Here is a 16698-nt window from a genome sequence, read left to right as displayed (position 1 = left end):
AATTTGATTTTAGCTGTGGTGGAGAATATGGAGAACCACACCTTTCTATAGGTGTGGTTTTTTCATTTTTAAGGAGGAAAAAAATGGAAGATATAGTAATTATCGGAGCAGGAGTGACGGGATGTGCTATTGCGCGAGAGCTTGCTCGTTACGATATTGATATTACATTAGTTGAAAAAGAAGAAGATGTAGCCTGCGGCACAAGTAAAGCAAACAGTGCAGTAGTCCATGCAGGATTCGATGCTGAGCCGGGCACCCTAAAGGCAAAATTTAATGTAATAGGAAATAGGCTATATCCTGAGTTATGCAAAGAGCTGGATGTACCGTTTAAAATGAACGGATCATTGGTAGTTGCCGTAAATGATGAAGAAGTTCAAGTGCTTTGCGAACTTTTAGAAAGAGGGAAAATTAATGGAGTAAATCCCCTTAGAATAATAGGCAAAGATGAACTTTTAACACTTGAACCAAATTTGAATCCCGAGGCAAAAGCCGCTCTTGATGCCCCGACAGGAGGTATTGTTTGTCCTTATGAGCTTACTATTGCACTAGCTGAAAATGCCAGCCAGAATGGTGTAAAATTTTGGCTCAATTCTCCTGTAACAGACATAGAAGTATTGGGTAATCATCACTTTTTAATAAAAACTCCAAAAGGAAATATAGAAACAAAATATATAGTAAATGCCGCGGGACTTTTTGCTGATGAAATATCGAAAATGGCAGGAGCCGAAGAATATACAATAACTCCTCGCAAAGGCGAGTATTTAATTTTCGATAAACAGTTTGGAGGTTTAGTAAAAAAGGCCGTATTTCCTACACCAACTAAAATATCAAAAGGCATCTTAGTTTGCCCTACGGTTGATGGTAATATCTTTATAGGACCAAATTCCCATGATATAGGAGATAAATATGATACAAGTGTAAACTCTGACGGCATAAAAGAAATTGTAGCAGGCGGAAAAAAGCTTATCCCAAATTTACCTATGAGAAATGTCATAACATCTTTTGCAGGATTAAGGGCAGTTTCTAATACTAACGATTTTATAATCGAAGCATCGAAAAAAGTTAATGGATTTATCAATGTTGGCGGTATACAATCACCGGGGCTTACATCAGCACCTGCGATAGCTCTTGAAGTAAAAGACATTTTACAAGATATAGGCCTTAAGCTAAAAGAAAAAAGGGATTTTATACCGCATAGGCCCAAAAAATTCAGGTTCAGAGAAATGGATAACGAAGAACGAAAAAAGCTTATTGAAGAAAATCCGGCCTTTGGACATGTAATCTGTCGATGCGAAACCGTTACCGAAGCAGAAATAATTGATGCAATAAAAAGACCTATAGGAGCGCAAAGCATTGATGCAGTAAAAAGAAGGACTAGAGCAGGCATGGGAAGATGCCAGGGAGGTTTTTGCTCGCCTAGAGTAGTAGAAATAATTACCCGAGAACTTGGTATAGATCCCTTAGAAGTTACAAAAAAAGGTCCCGGGTCCAATATTCTTATTGGCCGAATAAAGGAATTCTTGAAGGACGAAGGCGGTGACCAAAATGCTAAATAAGCAACTTGTAGTAATCGGTGGCGGCCCTGCAGGTCTTGCTGCTGCAATAGAAGCTAAAAAGAGCGGAGCAGAGGATATCTTACTTATAGAAAGAGATTCAGGGCTTGGAGGAATACTGCAGCAATGCATTCACAATGGTTTTGGACTCCATGTATTTAATGAAGAACTTACAGGGCCTGAATATGCTGATAGATTTATTGAAGAACTTAAAACAATGGGTATTGAAACCCTGCTCGATACAATGGTTATAGAACTTGGAGCTGACAAAACAATAACTGCGGTAAGCCCCAAAAAAGGACTGCTTCAAATCAGGGCTGATGCAGTGATTCTGACTATGGGATGCAGAGAAAGGACAAGAGGTGCCATAAACATTCCGGGATACCGGCCTGCAGGAATCTTTACAGCAGGAACAGCCCAACGTTTTGTAAATATTGAAGGTTATATGCCAGGAAAAGAAGTTGTTATTTTAGGCTCCGGCGATATAGGGCTTATTATGGCAAGGCGATTTACGCTAGAAGGAGCAAAAGTAAAGTGTGTAGCAGAAATTATGCCGTATTCAAACGGACTTACAAGAAATATCGTTCAATGCCTAAATGATTTTGATATTCCTTTGCTCCTAAGCCATACAGTCACATATATTCATGGAAGAGATAGGATCGAAGGTGTGACTATTGCAGAAGTAGATGAGAATATGAATCCTATCCCGTCTACCGAAAAATTTGTAAGCTGCGACACACTGCTTTTGTCCGTAGGCCTTATACCTGAAAACGAGCTTTCTAAAATGGCTGATATCAAAATTGACAATGTTACAGGCGGACCTGTGGTAAACCAAAGAATGGAAACTTCTATACCTGGAATTTTTGCATGCGGCAATGTGGTTCATGTTCACGATTTAGTTGATTTTGTTACGATGGAATCAAGGCTTGCAGGCATGGGAGCTACAAACTATTTAAAAGACAAGATTCCCGATAAAAACTATATTTCAATTTTAGCCGGTGACGACATAAGATATGTAGTGCCACAGCTTGTAAATCCTGAAAAAATTCTAAGTGAAAAACAAAACTTTTTTATGCGCAGCACAAGACCAATGGAAAAAGCGCGGCTGTTTATAGAATCCGATAATGAATTGATTCGTGCAAGAGTGTTACAACATATAAAACCCAGTGAGATGATAAATATTGAGATTAAAAAGAGTGAGCTTGCCGGTAAAGACATTAAAACATTAAAATTTTCTCTTCGAGAAGAGGTGTAGATAATGCAATCAGTTGAAGTCGATAAAACGGTAACATGCATTATTTGCCCAAAAGGGTGCCAAATAGATGTGAAACTAGTAGACGGCAATATTGAGAGTATAAAAAATTATGGATGTAAACGCGGTATAGAGTATGCAAAAAATGAAGTTTTAGATCCTAGAAGAACGCTTACCACCACACTAAAATTAGCAGATGGCAGGATGCTGCCTGTCAAGACGAAAGAACCCATTCCTAAAAAGCTGTTAAAAAGAGCCATGGTAGAGCTGAAAGATGTTACAGTGTCTCCGCCTGTTAAAATCGGCGATGTCGTTGTAAGCAATGTTGTAGGTACTGGAATCGATATAGTAGCAACAGGCAATGCCGAAAAAAAGTAAATTTAAACCGAGGTGAAAAGCCGTGTGCCAAAACGGTAAATCATTTGTAGAAATTACAAATGAAAAAGTTTTTGACAGCTTGCCCTTAGGTATCATTATAACAGATCAGGAGGGAACTATTGCCCTGTGCAATAAGGTAGCAGAAGAATTAATCGGGTTTAAAAAGGAATTAATAGAGGGCAGCCCGCTGCAAGACGTAATTCCCGATGTAACTCTAGGAAATGGCTCATTTACCAGAATTCGAGTCAGAGAAAATAAAAGTTTTGATGAAAGTAAAATTATATCAGCTGAAGTTAATCCCATTTCAGACGAAAGTGAAATTTTAGGGTATTCAGTGGTCTTCAACAGGCATTTCCTCCAAACAGAGGCAATGCCTCGTCTGCGCTCTAAAGACTTAGACAGGGATAGTGATTTCGAGATTGCTGATGGAGCCTTTAAGAATATTATTGGCAGCAGCAAAAGGTTACTTTCGGCTTTAAAAGTTGCCGCAAAGGCGGCTAAAACTTCTTCTACAGTTCTATTGCAAGGAGAAAGCGGGACAGGAAAAGAGCTTGTAGCAGAGGCGATACACTGCGCAAGTAAAAGATGCGATGGTCCGTTTATAAAAGTAAATTGTCCCGGAATTCCAGCCGATCTGATGGAGAGTGAGCTTTTTGGCCACGAAAAAGGTGCTTTTACCGGAGCTATATATCAAAAGATTGGAAAATTCGAACTGGCAAATGGCGGCACTATATTTTTAGATGAAATAGGGGAACTTGATAAAAATTTACAGTCAAAACTTCTGAGGGTTTTACAGGAACGTGAATTTGAAAGAGTTGGAGGCAATCGCGTTTTAAAAACAGATGTAAGAATAATAGCTGCAACACATAGAAATTTACAAGAAATGGTAAGTTTTGGGGATTTTCGTGAGGATTTATACTACCGCTTAAATGTAGTGCCTATAGTGCTTCCTAGTTTAAGAGAAAGAAAAGAAGATATTCCACTGCTTGTTGAGCATTTTCTTAGGAAATTGTGCATAAAATTGGGAGTGAAAAGTAAATCAATAACAAAAAGAGCTGTTGAATCTTTATATAATTATGATTGGCCAGGAAATGTAAGAGAACTTGAGAATATAATTGAGCGCGCTATCAACCTTGCGGAAACAGACGTAATTGATATTTCGGATTTACCGCAAGGCATAACTAACAGGACAAGCGAGACAAAACGACCACTAATTAATCTTGAGCCGGACGGTGAGCTGGCAAGTTACGATGATTACGAAAAGGCAATAATTAAAGTCGCACTAAACAAATATAAAAGCTTCAATGCTGCAGGAAAAGCCTTAGGCATTACTCATAAAACTGTAGCGGCAAAAGCTAGAAGGTATGGCATAATAGAGTAAGTTTAAAGGAGTTTTAGAATGCCAAACTTAAAATCATTTAAAGGAAATGATATTCAAAACTATTCAACTGATCAAAGCGAAATGCTTCATTTAAGTGAAGAAGTGGGCTACGACGCCCATGAAATAAAATGGGTAGTTGCAAAGAACTCTGACACAGTAAAAAGCTTAGTTAAACTGGTTGAGGATATTTCTTGCCATTCACAGGAAATAAGCGCAAATGCAGCTAGCGGCTCAGAAGAACTAAGAGGTTTATCTTTATTGGCATCTAAGTTAAATGAAACAGCTTTGACAGTTTCCCGAATTTCTAAAGACTATTTAAAAAAAGTAGAAGAAGGGAATACTTCTATAGCTGAAGCAGAGAGAGTTTTAGCAGATGTTACTTTTCAAATAGACCAATCTGCCCGCGAAATTGAAGGTATTGTAGAACTTACAGAAAAAGTAAGGGATTTTGTAGGCTTTACAACTCATATAGCAAAACAAACTAATTTGCTGGCATTAAACGCAGCTATAGAAGCTGCTAGAGCAGGAGACGCCGGTAGGGGTTTTGGTGTTGTTGCAAATGAAATTAGAAAGCTTGCAGAACAAAGTAGAATAAAATCTCAAGAAATACATGAGACCGCAGATCTTATTAATGAAGGCATAATTCAAGCATGCAGAATATCAAGAGACGGAGCGGAAAGACTTCAAGATGCAAATGCTAAAATGCAGGTTGGCAAAAAGATTATGGGGGAAGCAGTCGGGGTATTTGAGGACATTTCTAAACTTAATACCGAATTATTCGAGTCTTCACAAGATCAGGCAAAAGTTTCGGAATACCTGGCTGGTATCTTTGCCGCTCTTTATGAAAAAACTGCAGAAACTGCAGATTCTACGACAAAAGCAGCATTTTTAATAAGAGACCAGGAAAAATGCAATCAGGAGCTTTTAGAAATAGCTCAAAGGTTGGTGCAAAAAGTTTACTTATTACAAAAAGAGTCTGTTAACCTTAAAAAAGAAAACGAAATAATTTTTGGAATAAATCCTGCGCTGAGTCCGGAAGTTATAAAATCGCTGTACCTGCCGGTTATTAATATGGTGTGTAAGAATATAAACCTGATTCCACATGTTTTAGTTGCTACTGATTATGATGCACTGTCAAATAGTTTGATTGATGGCATTATTGATGTAGGATGGTTTTCGCCGCTCGCTTATGTAAATGCAAAAAGCAAAGGTCCTATTGTTCCGCTTGTAACGCCTATAGTAAACGGTTCGCCGAGTTACCTAGGTTATATTATTACAACTGTTGATTCCGGAATAAAAAATCTGGCAGATATAAAAGGCCAGCGAATGGCTTTTGTAGATCCAAAATCAGCTTCGGGCTATGCTTATCCTCGCATGCTGCTGAAAAAAGCAGGAATAGATCCTGATAGAGATTTAGAAGAGCAATTATTTCTTGGAACCCACAGCAACGTTGTTGAAGCAGTGCTTTCAGGCTCGGTTAAAGTAGGAGCTACTTATTCTGAAGCTATAGAAGAAGCAAAACGTCAAGGTTTAGATATAACAAAACTTGTATATTTGGCAAAAACCGACCCGATTCCCAAAGACTGCATAGCCGCCCGAGCAAATATGGATCAAGAGATTTTGGATAAACTCAAAAAAGCTTTTATCAATTACAGAGACAACAAGAAGGGGAGTTCAGTAATTAACGGATTCGTCATTGCTGATGACAAAAACTATGATATAGTCCGGGAAGTCGCAAAAGATGCAAACTGACAAATATTTAATTAAAAATAGTAAAGTATATCTCGCGCGATGTTTAAACAAATCCTTTTTACCTATGTAAACTGCCATGAATATAGTATAATAAAACTAAACAGCTTTTAGGAGGCGATGATTTAATGAAAAAGGTCATAAATAATCCTGAAAATGTAGTTGAGGAAATGCTGGAAGGTATGGCCGCAGCTTATCCTCAGTATGTAAGGAAGCTTGATGGTTTTGATGTTATGATAAGAACTAATGCGCCGGTAAAAGGAAAGGTTGCGTTAGTATCAGGAGGAGGCAGCGGCCATGAGCCTTCTCATGCAGGCTTTGTAGGTAAGGGCATGTTGGATGCGGCAGTAGCAGGAGCTGTTTTTACATCGCCAACCCCTGATCAGATATATGAAGCAATAAAAGCAGTGGACGGGGGAGCTGGGGTTCTGCTGATAATAAAGAACTACACTGGTGATATAATGAACTTTGAAATGGCGGCGGAAATGGCTGAGGGCGACGGAGTAAATATTGAAAAAGTAGTTGTAAATGATGACGTTGCTGTTGAAGACAGCCTTTATACCACCGGAAGACGCGGCATTGCGGGAACGGTTTTTGTGCATAAGATTGCAGGAGCAAAGGCAGAAGCAGGCGGGACTTTGGTAGAAGTAAAAAATACAGCAGAAAAAGTTATTAATAATGTGCGGAGCATGGGATTTGCTCTTACGCCCTGCACTGTCCCTGCTGCGGGCAAACCCAACTTTACCTTGGGCGAAGATGAAATGGAAATAGGCATAGGCATTCACGGAGAACCGGGGACAATGAGGACTTCTATCATGAAGGCAGATGAAATCGTGGATCACTTACTTGATAAGATAACAAAGGATTTGCCTTATGAAGCAGGCGATGAAGTAGCCGTGATGGTAAACGGCCTTGGCGCAACACCATTAATGGAACAATTTATAATGAACCGAAGAGTAAGCGAGGTTTTAAAGGAAAAGAAAATTAAGGTCTATAAGACGTTTATCGGTGAATTTATGACTTCACTTGAGATGGCGGGAGCATCTATTACTCTTTTAAAATTAGATGAGGAGCTAAAAACTCTGCTAGATGCATCTGCAGATACACCTGCTTTTAGACAGCTTTGATTTGGCGAGAAAGGAAGAGAACATAATGGCAGTTGACAGTGCACAACTTATAAAAATAATAAATCATATGGCACAGTATATTGAGGAAAATAAGGATTTTTTAACAGAGCTTGATGCGGCAATTGGCGATGCCGATCACGGCATAAATATGGCAAAGGGCTTTAAAGCGGTCAGCGAAAAAATTTCATCGATGGAAGATAAGGACTGCGGCACTATCTTAAAAACGGTTGGAATGACTTTGGTATCCACAGTAGGAGGTGCATCAGGTCCTTTATACGGGACGGCATTTATGAGGGCATCTCAGGCAACCGGGACAAAAGATAAGATCACATTTGAGGATTTGCCTACTATATTGGACGCCGCCCTTGAAGGCATTAAAATGCGAGGAAAGGCCCAAAAAGGCGAAAAAACCATAATAGATTCTTTAGAACCTGCTGTCAAAGTCTTAAAAAGTTCTTCGCCTGCAGACCTTAATCTTTTAAAAAAAGCTGTAGATGCGGCAAAAGATGGTGTAGAATATACGAAAGGCATTATCGCAAAAAAAGGAAGGGCAAGTTATCTTGGGGAAAGAAGCATCGGTCATCAAGACCCGGGAGCTACATCCTGCTATATTATGCTTAAAGCTATATACGATGCACTGGAAAATATGCAAAAATGAGGTGTTACATTGGTTGGAATTGTACTTGTCTCACATAGCAAAAAGTTGGCACAAGGAGCTAAAGAGCTCATAGAGCAGGTTGTAAGAGAGAAAATAAAGATTGAAGAGGCTGCAGGAACCTCAGACGGCAGACTGGGCACTGATGCATTCTTAATCGAAGAGAAAATCATCGAAGTCTTTGATGGAGACGGAGTATTAGTTATACCGGATCTTGGTAGTGCGGTAATGAGCGCCGAGATGGCCATTGAAGATTTAAGAGAAGATGTAAGAAAGAAGGTTTGCATGGCAGACGCTCCTTTTGTAGAAGGAGCTATGTCGGCAGCTATGGAAGCAAGCTTCGGGAAAAGTCTTGAAGAAGTTAAAAAAGCTGCCGAAGATACACGAGGTATGAAGAAGATAATGTAGGCTTATAAGGAGCTTTCGCACGACGGAAGCTCCTTATGCATGCTTTATTATTTTTTATGAAGGATTTTTAAACAAAACAGCGAAATATAAAAGCATATATATTTTAAATAAAAAATCGGAGGCAGATATCATGCAAAAATTTACTATTAGAACAGAAGAACATAACCAAATGCTTGATATAACTACAATTGTTCAGAAAAGTGTAGATGAGTCAGAAGTGAAGGATGGTATATGTTACATTTTTATTCCTCATACTACAGCGGGAATTACCATAAATGAGGGAGCAGATAAGGACGTGTCAATTGATATCCTAGAAACTCTAGATAAACTTATTCCTCATAATGGTGACTATCGCCATTTAGAAGGAAATTCGGATGCCCATATTAAAGCTTCATTGGTGGGAAACAGTTTAGCACTTATAGTCAGAGAAGGTAAATTATTACTAGGCACATGGCAGAGAATATTTTTCTGTGAATTTGATGGACCCAGAACAAGAAATATCATAGTTAAGGTTATGGAGGACAAATAATAGACGCAATAAAATCCGAAAGTATTGACAACGGCGAGTAGGTTTGCTATTTTATAAGTATTGCAAATGAAATTGTATTATGGTAGGTATAAAAAATTTGCGATAAAGATAAAAGGGTAGCACGGGAGGATGGAAATGTTCACAAATATAATAACCCCTCCTCTCTTTGATAATCAGAACAACAGCTTAATCATAAATAATTAATGCAGCACAAAAGGAGGAGAGGCTTAATTGCCAATAATTTGGAATAAGCAATGGGAATGCGCTTCAAGAAAAGACATTGAGGAAATCCAGCTTGAAAGACTTAGGGCAACATTAAAAAGAGTTTACGATAACGTTCCTTATTACAAAAAAACGTTCGATTCAATGGGGATTACGCCTGCTGATATTAAAAAATTAGAGGACATAAGGCGCTTACCATTTACAACAAAGGACGTATTAAGAGACAACTACCCCTTTGGTCTTTTTGCTGTTCCTAGAAATAAGTTGCTGAGAATACATGCTTCTTCAGGTACTACAGGAAAGCCGACAGTGGTAGGATATACGAGAAGTGATCTTGATACATGGGCCGAAGTTGTTGCAAGGGTAGTAACTCAAGCCGGAGTAACAGATGAAGATATGGCTCAAGTGGCTTTCGGGTATGGACTTTTCACAGGTGCCTTTGGCCTCCACTATGGTCTTGAAAAAGTCGGAGCTGCTGTAGTGCCTGCATCAGTGGGGAATACCGAGCGGCAGATTATGCTTTTACAGGATTTTGAATCTACAGCCCTTATTTCAACTCCTTCATATGCTCTGTATATGTCAGAAGTTGCTGAAAAAATGGGGATTGACATAAAAAATTTAAAACTAAAATATGGCCTTTTTGGTTCAGAAGCATGCACAGAAGAAATGCGGCGGGAGCTTGAAAAGCGCTGGGGAATTTTAGTTACTGATAATTACGGTCTTAGCGAAGTGATGGGCCCCGGAGTTTCAGGGGAGTGTCAGTATCAAGATGGCATGCACATAGCTGAAGACCATTTCCTAATAGAAATTATTGATCCGGTAACTGGAGAACCGAAAGATTACGGCGAAGAAGGGGAAGTAGTTATAACAACACTTACTAAAGAAGCCCTTCCCTTGATACGCTATCGCACAAGAGATATATCTTCCTTAAATCCCGAGCCTTGCAAATGTGGTAGGACAAGTACTCGAATGAAGAAAATCTCCGGAAGAACCGACGATATGCTTATAATTAGAGGCGTTAATGTTTTCCCATCCCAAATTGAAGGTGTTTTGGTTCAATCGGAAGGTCTTACACCTAATTATATGCTCGTTGTTACTAAAAACGGTTATATGGACGAACTAGAGGTTCAGGTCGAGGTTACAGAGGAGATTTTTACCGATCGATTTAGAGAACTGGAAGCTATGGAAAAACGTATAGAACATAAACTTCACACAGTTTTAGGCATTAGTGCAAATGTTAGACTTATAGCTCCCAATTCCCTTGAACGATTTGAAGGAAAAGCCCGCAGAGTTAAAGACTTAAGAAAACAAAATTAATATTAAATTATAGCGCCGCCAGTAAGATGATATGATACCTCTAAAGTAGACAAGGTAAATAACCAAAATCTACTTTGGAGGTATTTTTGTTAGAATTGATTTTTATCTTTTCTCATGATAAGATTAAACCAAACATATGTTCGGAGATGATTAGATGCTTTCGATTTTACATGTGGATATGAATGCGTTTTATGCTTCGTGCCATCAAGCAAAAGATTCTTCCCTTAAAAATAAGCCCATAATGGTAGCGGGAGATCCAAAAAAGAGGACCGGCATTATACTTACAGCCTCTTATGAGGCACGCAGATATGGAGTAAAGACAGGAATGCCAAAATGGCAGGCAGAAAAACTTTGTCCTCAAGGTATATTTATGAAACCGGAATATGAATTATACGTAGATACCAGTCAAAATGTCATGAATATCCTTAGAAATTTTACTCCACAAGTCGAAGTATTTAGCATCGACGAAGCATGGCTTGATGTATCAGGCTGCGAAAAACTGTTTGGAGATTCACTTAATATAGCTAAAAAAATTCAATTTAAGATTGCCAAAGAGATAGATCTTCAATGCTCCATAGGTGTATCATCAAATAAACTTTTAGCCAAAATGGCCTCTGACATGAAAAAACCTAATGCAATTACTGTGCTTTATCCCGAAGATGTTCCAAAGCTGCTTTGGCCCCTGCCTGTCGACAAATTATTTGGAGTGGGCAGGCGGATGAATGAGCGTTTTAGTCATATGAATATTAAAACCATAGGAGATTTGGCAATTACCCCAAAGAATGTTTTAGAGAAAGCCTTTGGTTTAAACGGTACATATTTACATCTTTGGGCAAATGGAATAGATGACAGCAGGGTAAATCCCCACATAGCAGATGATGCAAAATCTATGGGACATTCTATTACTATGCCGGCGGATATCACATCTTTTGATGAGGCAGAAAAGGTCCTTCTTTTTTTAGCCGAACAAGTAGGGCGCAGAGTGCGGCGAGAAAACTATTTAGGTCGGACAGTCAGCATAACATTAAAAAATAATTTATTCGATGTGGTTACCCGTTCAAATACTATCTTTTACACTAATAACACAGAAGATATTTATAATACGGCCAAAAGACTGCTTTATTCAAACTGGGACGGCAAAATGCCATTAAGACTTATAGGCGTAAGTCTTTCTAACCTTGTTAAAGAATTCGATCAAGTTTCTCTTTTTAGTGAAGAAAAAAAGAAGAAAAAACTTAATATGGCAGTGGATAAAATAAAAGATCGGTTTGGCGATGATGCGATTTTTCGTGCAAGACTTCTGCAGGATAAAGAATTAAATGAAAGAAAATTAAGTAAAGCGCAAAAAATGAGCGAAAATAAGAGAAGCCGGTTTTAATTGAAAAAATCTCAAAGTAATTATATAATTAAAGCGTGCAAAAGGTTTTAAAGAAAAGGACTGTAGTCTATGAAAGTAAAATTTAAAAACAGTGACTTATTTAAAGGCAATTATAAAAAATTTAAATTGGCAGCATTAGATATCGACGGTACACTTATCAATAGCCATCATATCATAACTTCGCGCACGAAAAATGCGATTAAAAAGGCAAAGGATGCAGGGATAAAAGTTACAATATCTACAGGACGACACTATAGAAGTGCCTTAAGCAGGGCAAAAGAAATAAATATAGATGCCCCTCTTATTTGCAGTGATGGAGCACTCATAAAAGATTTTTCTACAAATTCTGCCATATACCATTCTCTTTCCAAAGAAATTGCCGCGGATATTATGAAAACCGCATCACAATATGATGATTTTAAGATTCAAATCTTTACAGAAGAAAGAAAAATCAATATAGGTTCAAGTTACCGCAGCAAATATTTTAAGCGCTTTTTAAGGGAGCCGCTAAAACATTCACCGATAGGATATTTTAATTTAATGCGAGATTTTGCTTTTATACCGGTAACAAATGTAAAAAACGTGGACGAAGCAATTAAAGCTATGGAAGAAGAACCCCTTAAAGTCGTGGTTTATGGGAATGAAAGACAAGAGGATTTGAAACTTTTTATAGAAGAAATAACAAAAAAATATAAAGATGAAATTTCAATAACATCAGCCATAGATAACTGTATAGATATACTAAGAGGTGGGGTATCGAAGGCTAAAGGCCTTGCTGTTGTAAGCGAAAAGCTTGGGCTAAACCGTGAAGAAATAATAGCCGTAGGCGATAACATAAATGACATTAAAATGATTGAATATGCAGGACTGGGAGTTGCTATGGGCAATGCCCCGGAAAGAGTAAAAAGCAAAGCAGATTATGTAACTGCAGACAATGATAGCGAAGGTCTTGCGATATTTTTCGAAAAGCTTCTTGCAGGAGAAATACAGATAAAAGAAACACTGCCACAAACAAAGTTTTGCCAAAGCGAAAGATAAGAAAATAAAAAAGAAGAGAATAAAGAAATAAGGAGGCAACCTGCCGCCTTATTTTTATGATGGTAGTTCGTATACTTTTTCATCAAATGAATAGCGCTTTGCTGCATATTGCAAGATTTGTCCGATAAATTTGGCTGCCGACATGCCCTCGGCTTGAGCCATATATCCCATGTAACCGCTGTGAGCTTTACCTTTTGGCATTGTAAGACCTGCAAAAGTGTTAATTTCCAGAAAATAAGGAGTGCCATCTTTGGATAATATCATATCGATACGCCCAAAATCTTTGACATTTAAGACTTTATATATCTTTACTGCTGTTTCTTTGATATTATCTTCTATGTCTTTCGGAAGATCTGCCGGACACTTAATAATCTCCCTATCTAGCATTTTGTGCTCATAAGTATTTGTTTTTGCTGAATTGTACTGGATTTCAAGAATTGGAAGCACCTTAGGTTCTTCATTGCCGATAACGCCTACTGTGATTTCGCGGCCATCGATAAATTCCTCAACCAATGTATCTTGACCGATTTTTTTGGCAATTTTATCGACGATTCTACCTAAATCCTTTAAATTATATACTATATTCTCCTCGCTTATCCCGGCACTTCCACGGCCGCTGACAGGTTTTGCAAATAATGGGTAATTTAAAGAATGAGAAGGAATACTTCTAGAATTTTTTACTACAAAGAACTTAGGGGTTGGTAATTGATGAAATGCTAAGATTTTTTTGCGCGTTGCTTTGTTAGTTGCAACTAAATCAATACCTGAGCCTACGTAAGGTATATCGAATGCTTCTAGAAAAGCTACTTCTCTTAGCGATGAAGCATTAAAAACGATGTCAATTCCTTTTGAAAAAACTTCCCTCAATGTCTTTCTAGGATCATTATTCCTCCATTCGATTAACTCAGCATCAAAACCGGCTTCCTGCAAGGCCGTCATATGTTGAAAGGCTTCCTCGTAGGCATCATCATAAGTATTTTCTTCTGAAATCTTCCTCTGCAGCTCTACATTTCTGAATTTACGCCAAAAAACACCTACTTTCATTTGACGCGCCTCCTTATAATGAATTAAGCCCAATAAAATATTGAGCCTAATTCATTATACCATATTGTGCACATATATGCAAAAATTTTATAAGAATTTTACTAAAATTAAGCAAAGTGCTACTTTATTTCTCTAATTGCTGTCTTTAACCGTTTTACGGCCTCTGTTACATATATGCGGGGGCAAGCTATGTTTATTCTTTCAAATCCTTCGCCGCCTGTACCAAACCAATATCCACTTTCTAAAGCAAGCTTTGCCTTATTTGTCATAAAATCACTTAACTGATGTGGATCTAAACCAAGAGATGTGCAGTCAAGCCATACAAAAAATGTCCCTTCGGGTCTTATTACTTTTAACTGAGGGATTTCTCTTTCGATCTCATCTATAAGTAATTTTAAATTACCTGTAAGATATTCCAAAAGTTGATTTAGCCATTCCTCACCATACATATAAGCTGCTTCTTGTGCTACGATTCCAAATACATGGTTATTTAGCAGCTCAAGCCTTTTGATAAAGTTTTTGTAAATATCATAGTAAACCGTATTTGGAATTATTATAGTTGCAGTTTGAAGACCGGCTAGGTTAAAAGTTTTGCTAGGAGAAGTGCATGTTATGGAGCTCAAGGCAAACTCTTCTGATATAGAAGCAAAGGGAATATGTGTTGCTCCGGGGTAGACAATATCTTGGTGGATTTCATCAGATACTACAAGAATATTATTTTCGAGGCATATCCGACCTAGCCTTGTCAATTCCTCTTTTGTCCAGACCCGGCCTACGGGATTGTGTGGATTACACAAAAACATAAGTTTAATTCGGCGATCTTTTACCTTTTCCTCTAAATCGTCAAAGTCCATGGTATATTTCCCGTCTTTATAAATCAAAGGGTTATTTACCAGGCGCCGGCCGTTTTCTTCAATGACTCTGAAAAACGGATAATATACCGGCTGCTGAACTATAATCTTATCTCCTGGATTTGTAAAGGCATTTATAATAAAGCTCAGCGCCGTAACTACTCCCGGCGTATAAACCATCCAGTCAGTTTCTACATTCCAATTATGACGTTTTTTCATCCACTGAGCCACTGATTCAAAATAGGACGGAGGCGTTGATGTGTAGCCGTAAACCCCCTTTTTTGCTCTTTCAACAAGGGCGTCTATGACAGGCTGTGGACTTTCAAAGTCCATATCCCCAACCCACATGGGCAAAAGGTCGTCCCTGCCGAACATTTTTTGAAGATCATTCCATTTAGACGAATAATCATTTTTTCGATCGATTACTTTATCAAAATCGTATTTCACTATAATACCCCCATTTTTAAAATGCTAAAATTATAGGCTATAAATATATATTTTGACAAATTTACAAAAAATCCTCTAAGCGAAACAGGGATAATAAGCATTAAAAATTTATCTATATTTTGTAAAAATAATTATTTCACAAAGAAGGAAAATAATATGAAATATAGAAGTAATATATAAATACTAAAAATTTTATCAAATATTTCAACTAAAAACTACTTCCATTAAATAAAAAGGCTCCGCTAAGCATTTTTTTAAATTCTAAAATGTCAAAGCGGAGCCTTGTAAATTTAGCAAAAAATCTTACTGGAGGTGAACAAGCAACTAAGGAGATAAAAGATGGTTTAACAAAAATTCTAAAGAGATCATCGATTTGAAAATTAACAGAATGGAGTGAGAACAATTGGATCTTAGTAAATCTGATTTACTTGAAATGTATCGTCAAATGGTTTTAACAAGGTTATTTGATATTAAAACAGATGAATGGTTTAAAAAGGGACTTTTAAAAGAAGTCGTTCATCAAAGCACCGGTCAAGAAGCTATACCCATTGGAAGTTGTTATGCAATAGGACCAGATGATAAAGTTCTGCCGTCGCTAAGAACCCGCGGCGCATTTATAGCACGAGGCGTTTCGGCAAGAACTATGCTTTTGGCGATGGGTGCCAGGAAAAAGAGTCCTAGCAAAGGACATGAAACTTCTCACCATTCCTGCTATCCCGAACTTGGAGTACTTCCTGGAACCGGAATGGTTGGCAGCTCTATTTCTATCGGAGCCGGCGCGGCTTTAGCTTTATCTTATAAAGGTACAAATAATGTGGTTCTTAACTTTTTCGGAGACGGAGCCGCAAACAGAGGCGATTTTCATGAAGCTATTAATCTATCAGGCGCATGGAAGCTGCCTTGCATATTTATAATTGAAAATAACCAGATAGCTGTGACTATGCCGGCTAATAAGGCAACGGCTTGCAAAAAATTTTCGGACAGAGCCGTTGGATATGGGATCCCTGGCTATACCATAGATGGGAATAATATAATTGAGGTCTATAGCTATACAAAGGAAGCAGTAGAAAGGGCCAGAAGAGGAGAGGGACCAACTTTATTAGATTGCATTACATTTAGGATGAAACCTCATGCCGGAATTATTCCAGAGAATCGGCCATCTGAGATTATTGAAGAATGGGCAAAGAAATGTCCGATAAAAAGACTTGGAAATTATTTAATAGAAAATGATATGGCATCAGAAGAAGACTTGGCAAAGATAAAAAACGATGCAGACAGTGAGATAGAAGAAGCATTTAAATCAATTCAAGATGAGCCGGTCTGCACGACGGATGATATGCTGACAGATGTTTATGAAGAGGGGGTATAA

15 protein-coding genes are annotated in these 16698 nt (G+C 38.0%); 13 read left to right on the top strand and 2 right to left on the bottom strand.

From position 1 onward, the window contains the following. Positions 1 to 83: 83 nt before the first annotated feature. The 12 genes from TSYNT_RS05965 (at position 84) to TSYNT_RS05910 (ending at position 12987) form a co-directional block, all read left to right on the top strand. Positions 84 to 1556, top strand: a complete 1473-nt coding sequence (locus TSYNT_RS05965) for an NAD(P)/FAD-dependent oxidoreductase (protein WP_059032584.1) — start codon at positions 84 to 86, stop codon at positions 1554 to 1556. Further along, positions 1546 to 2808 (top strand): NAD(P)/FAD-dependent oxidoreductase, encoded by a 1263-nt coding sequence (locus TSYNT_RS05960; protein WP_059032583.1) that lies wholly within the window; start codon positions 1546 to 1548, stop codon positions 2806 to 2808. Before TSYNT_RS05965 ends, TSYNT_RS05960 begins: the two co-directional genes overlap by 11 nt. Positions 2809 to 2811: 3 nt before the next feature. Then, positions 2812 to 3183, top strand: a complete 372-nt coding sequence (locus TSYNT_RS05955; RefSeq protein ID WP_059032582.1) for a DUF1667 domain-containing protein — start codon at positions 2812 to 2814, stop codon at positions 3181 to 3183. A 22-nt stretch (positions 3184 to 3205) separates the two neighbouring features. Beyond that, positions 3206 to 4564: a sigma-54 interaction domain-containing protein gene (locus tag TSYNT_RS05950; protein WP_114272604.1), complete on the top strand. Its 1359-nt coding sequence runs from the start codon at positions 3206 to 3208 to the stop codon at positions 4562 to 4564. A gap of 18 nt (positions 4565 to 4582) precedes the next feature. Continuing rightward, positions 4583 to 6316, top strand: a complete 1734-nt coding sequence (phnD, locus tag TSYNT_RS05945; protein WP_059032581.1) for a phosphate/phosphite/phosphonate ABC transporter substrate-binding protein — start codon at positions 4583 to 4585, stop codon at positions 6314 to 6316. Between the two features lie 125 nt (positions 6317 to 6441). Further along, positions 6442 to 7440, top strand: coding sequence for a dihydroxyacetone kinase subunit DhaK (dhaK, locus tag TSYNT_RS05940; RefSeq protein WP_059032580.1), 999 nt, complete (start codon positions 6442 to 6444; stop codon positions 7438 to 7440). A gap of 25 nt (positions 7441 to 7465) precedes the next feature. After that, the gene (gene dhaL / locus TSYNT_RS05935; RefSeq protein WP_059032579.1) at positions 7466 to 8098 is read left to right on the top strand and encodes a dihydroxyacetone kinase subunit DhaL; all 633 of its coding nucleotides are present in this window, start codon (positions 7466 to 7468) and stop codon (positions 8096 to 8098) included. Between the two features lie 9 nt (positions 8099 to 8107). Then, a complete protein-coding gene (gene dhaM / locus TSYNT_RS05930) occupies positions 8108 to 8503 on the top strand; it encodes a dihydroxyacetone kinase phosphoryl donor subunit DhaM (RefSeq protein ID WP_059032578.1) in 396 nt (131 codons plus the stop codon). Between the two features lie 130 nt (positions 8504 to 8633). Further along, positions 8634 to 9032, top strand: coding sequence for a secondary thiamine-phosphate synthase enzyme YjbQ (locus TSYNT_RS05925; RefSeq protein WP_083497672.1), 399 nt, complete (start codon positions 8634 to 8636; stop codon positions 9030 to 9032). 237 nt (positions 9033 to 9269) lie between these two features. Then, on the top strand, positions 9270 to 10571 hold the full coding sequence (locus TSYNT_RS05920; protein ID WP_059032876.1) for a phenylacetate--CoA ligase family protein: 1302 nt from the start codon (positions 9270 to 9272) through the stop codon (positions 10569 to 10571). A 154-nt stretch (positions 10572 to 10725) separates the two neighbouring features. Continuing rightward, entirely contained in the window at positions 10726 to 11949 is a 1224-nt protein-coding gene (locus TSYNT_RS05915; protein ID WP_059032576.1) for a DNA polymerase IV, read from the top strand. Between the two features lie 69 nt (positions 11950 to 12018). After that, a complete protein-coding gene (locus TSYNT_RS05910; protein ID WP_059032575.1) occupies positions 12019 to 12987 on the top strand; it encodes a Cof-type HAD-IIB family hydrolase in 969 nt (322 codons plus the stop codon). Between the two features lie 54 nt (positions 12988 to 13041). Here the strand turns inward: TSYNT_RS05910 and TSYNT_RS05905 are convergent, their stop codons facing one another. Both TSYNT_RS05905 and TSYNT_RS05900 read right to left on the bottom strand, forming a co-directional pair. Beyond that, positions 13042 to 14031: a D-alanine--D-alanine ligase family protein gene (locus tag TSYNT_RS05905; RefSeq protein WP_059032574.1), complete on the bottom strand. Its 990-nt coding sequence runs from the start codon at positions 14029 to 14031 to the stop codon at positions 13042 to 13044. A gap of 119 nt (positions 14032 to 14150) precedes the next feature. Continuing rightward, the gene (locus tag TSYNT_RS05900) at positions 14151 to 15329 is read right to left on the bottom strand and encodes a MalY/PatB family protein (protein WP_059032573.1); all 1179 of its coding nucleotides are present in this window, start codon (positions 15327 to 15329) and stop codon (positions 14151 to 14153) included. Between the two features lie 403 nt (positions 15330 to 15732). Here TSYNT_RS05900 and TSYNT_RS05895 point away from each other — a divergent pair, with 403 nt between their 5' ends. After that, positions 15733 to 16698: a thiamine pyrophosphate-dependent dehydrogenase E1 component subunit alpha gene (locus TSYNT_RS05895; RefSeq protein ID WP_059032572.1), complete on the top strand. Its 966-nt coding sequence runs from the start codon at positions 15733 to 15735 to the stop codon at positions 16696 to 16698.

The organism is Tepidanaerobacter syntrophicus (assembly GCF_001485475.2).
In the GTDB taxonomy this organism is placed as follows: domain Bacteria; phylum Bacillota; class Thermosediminibacteria; order Thermosediminibacterales; family Tepidanaerobacteraceae; genus Tepidanaerobacter; species Tepidanaerobacter syntrophicus.
This window is presented reverse-complemented; position numbering and strand designations above follow the sequence as displayed.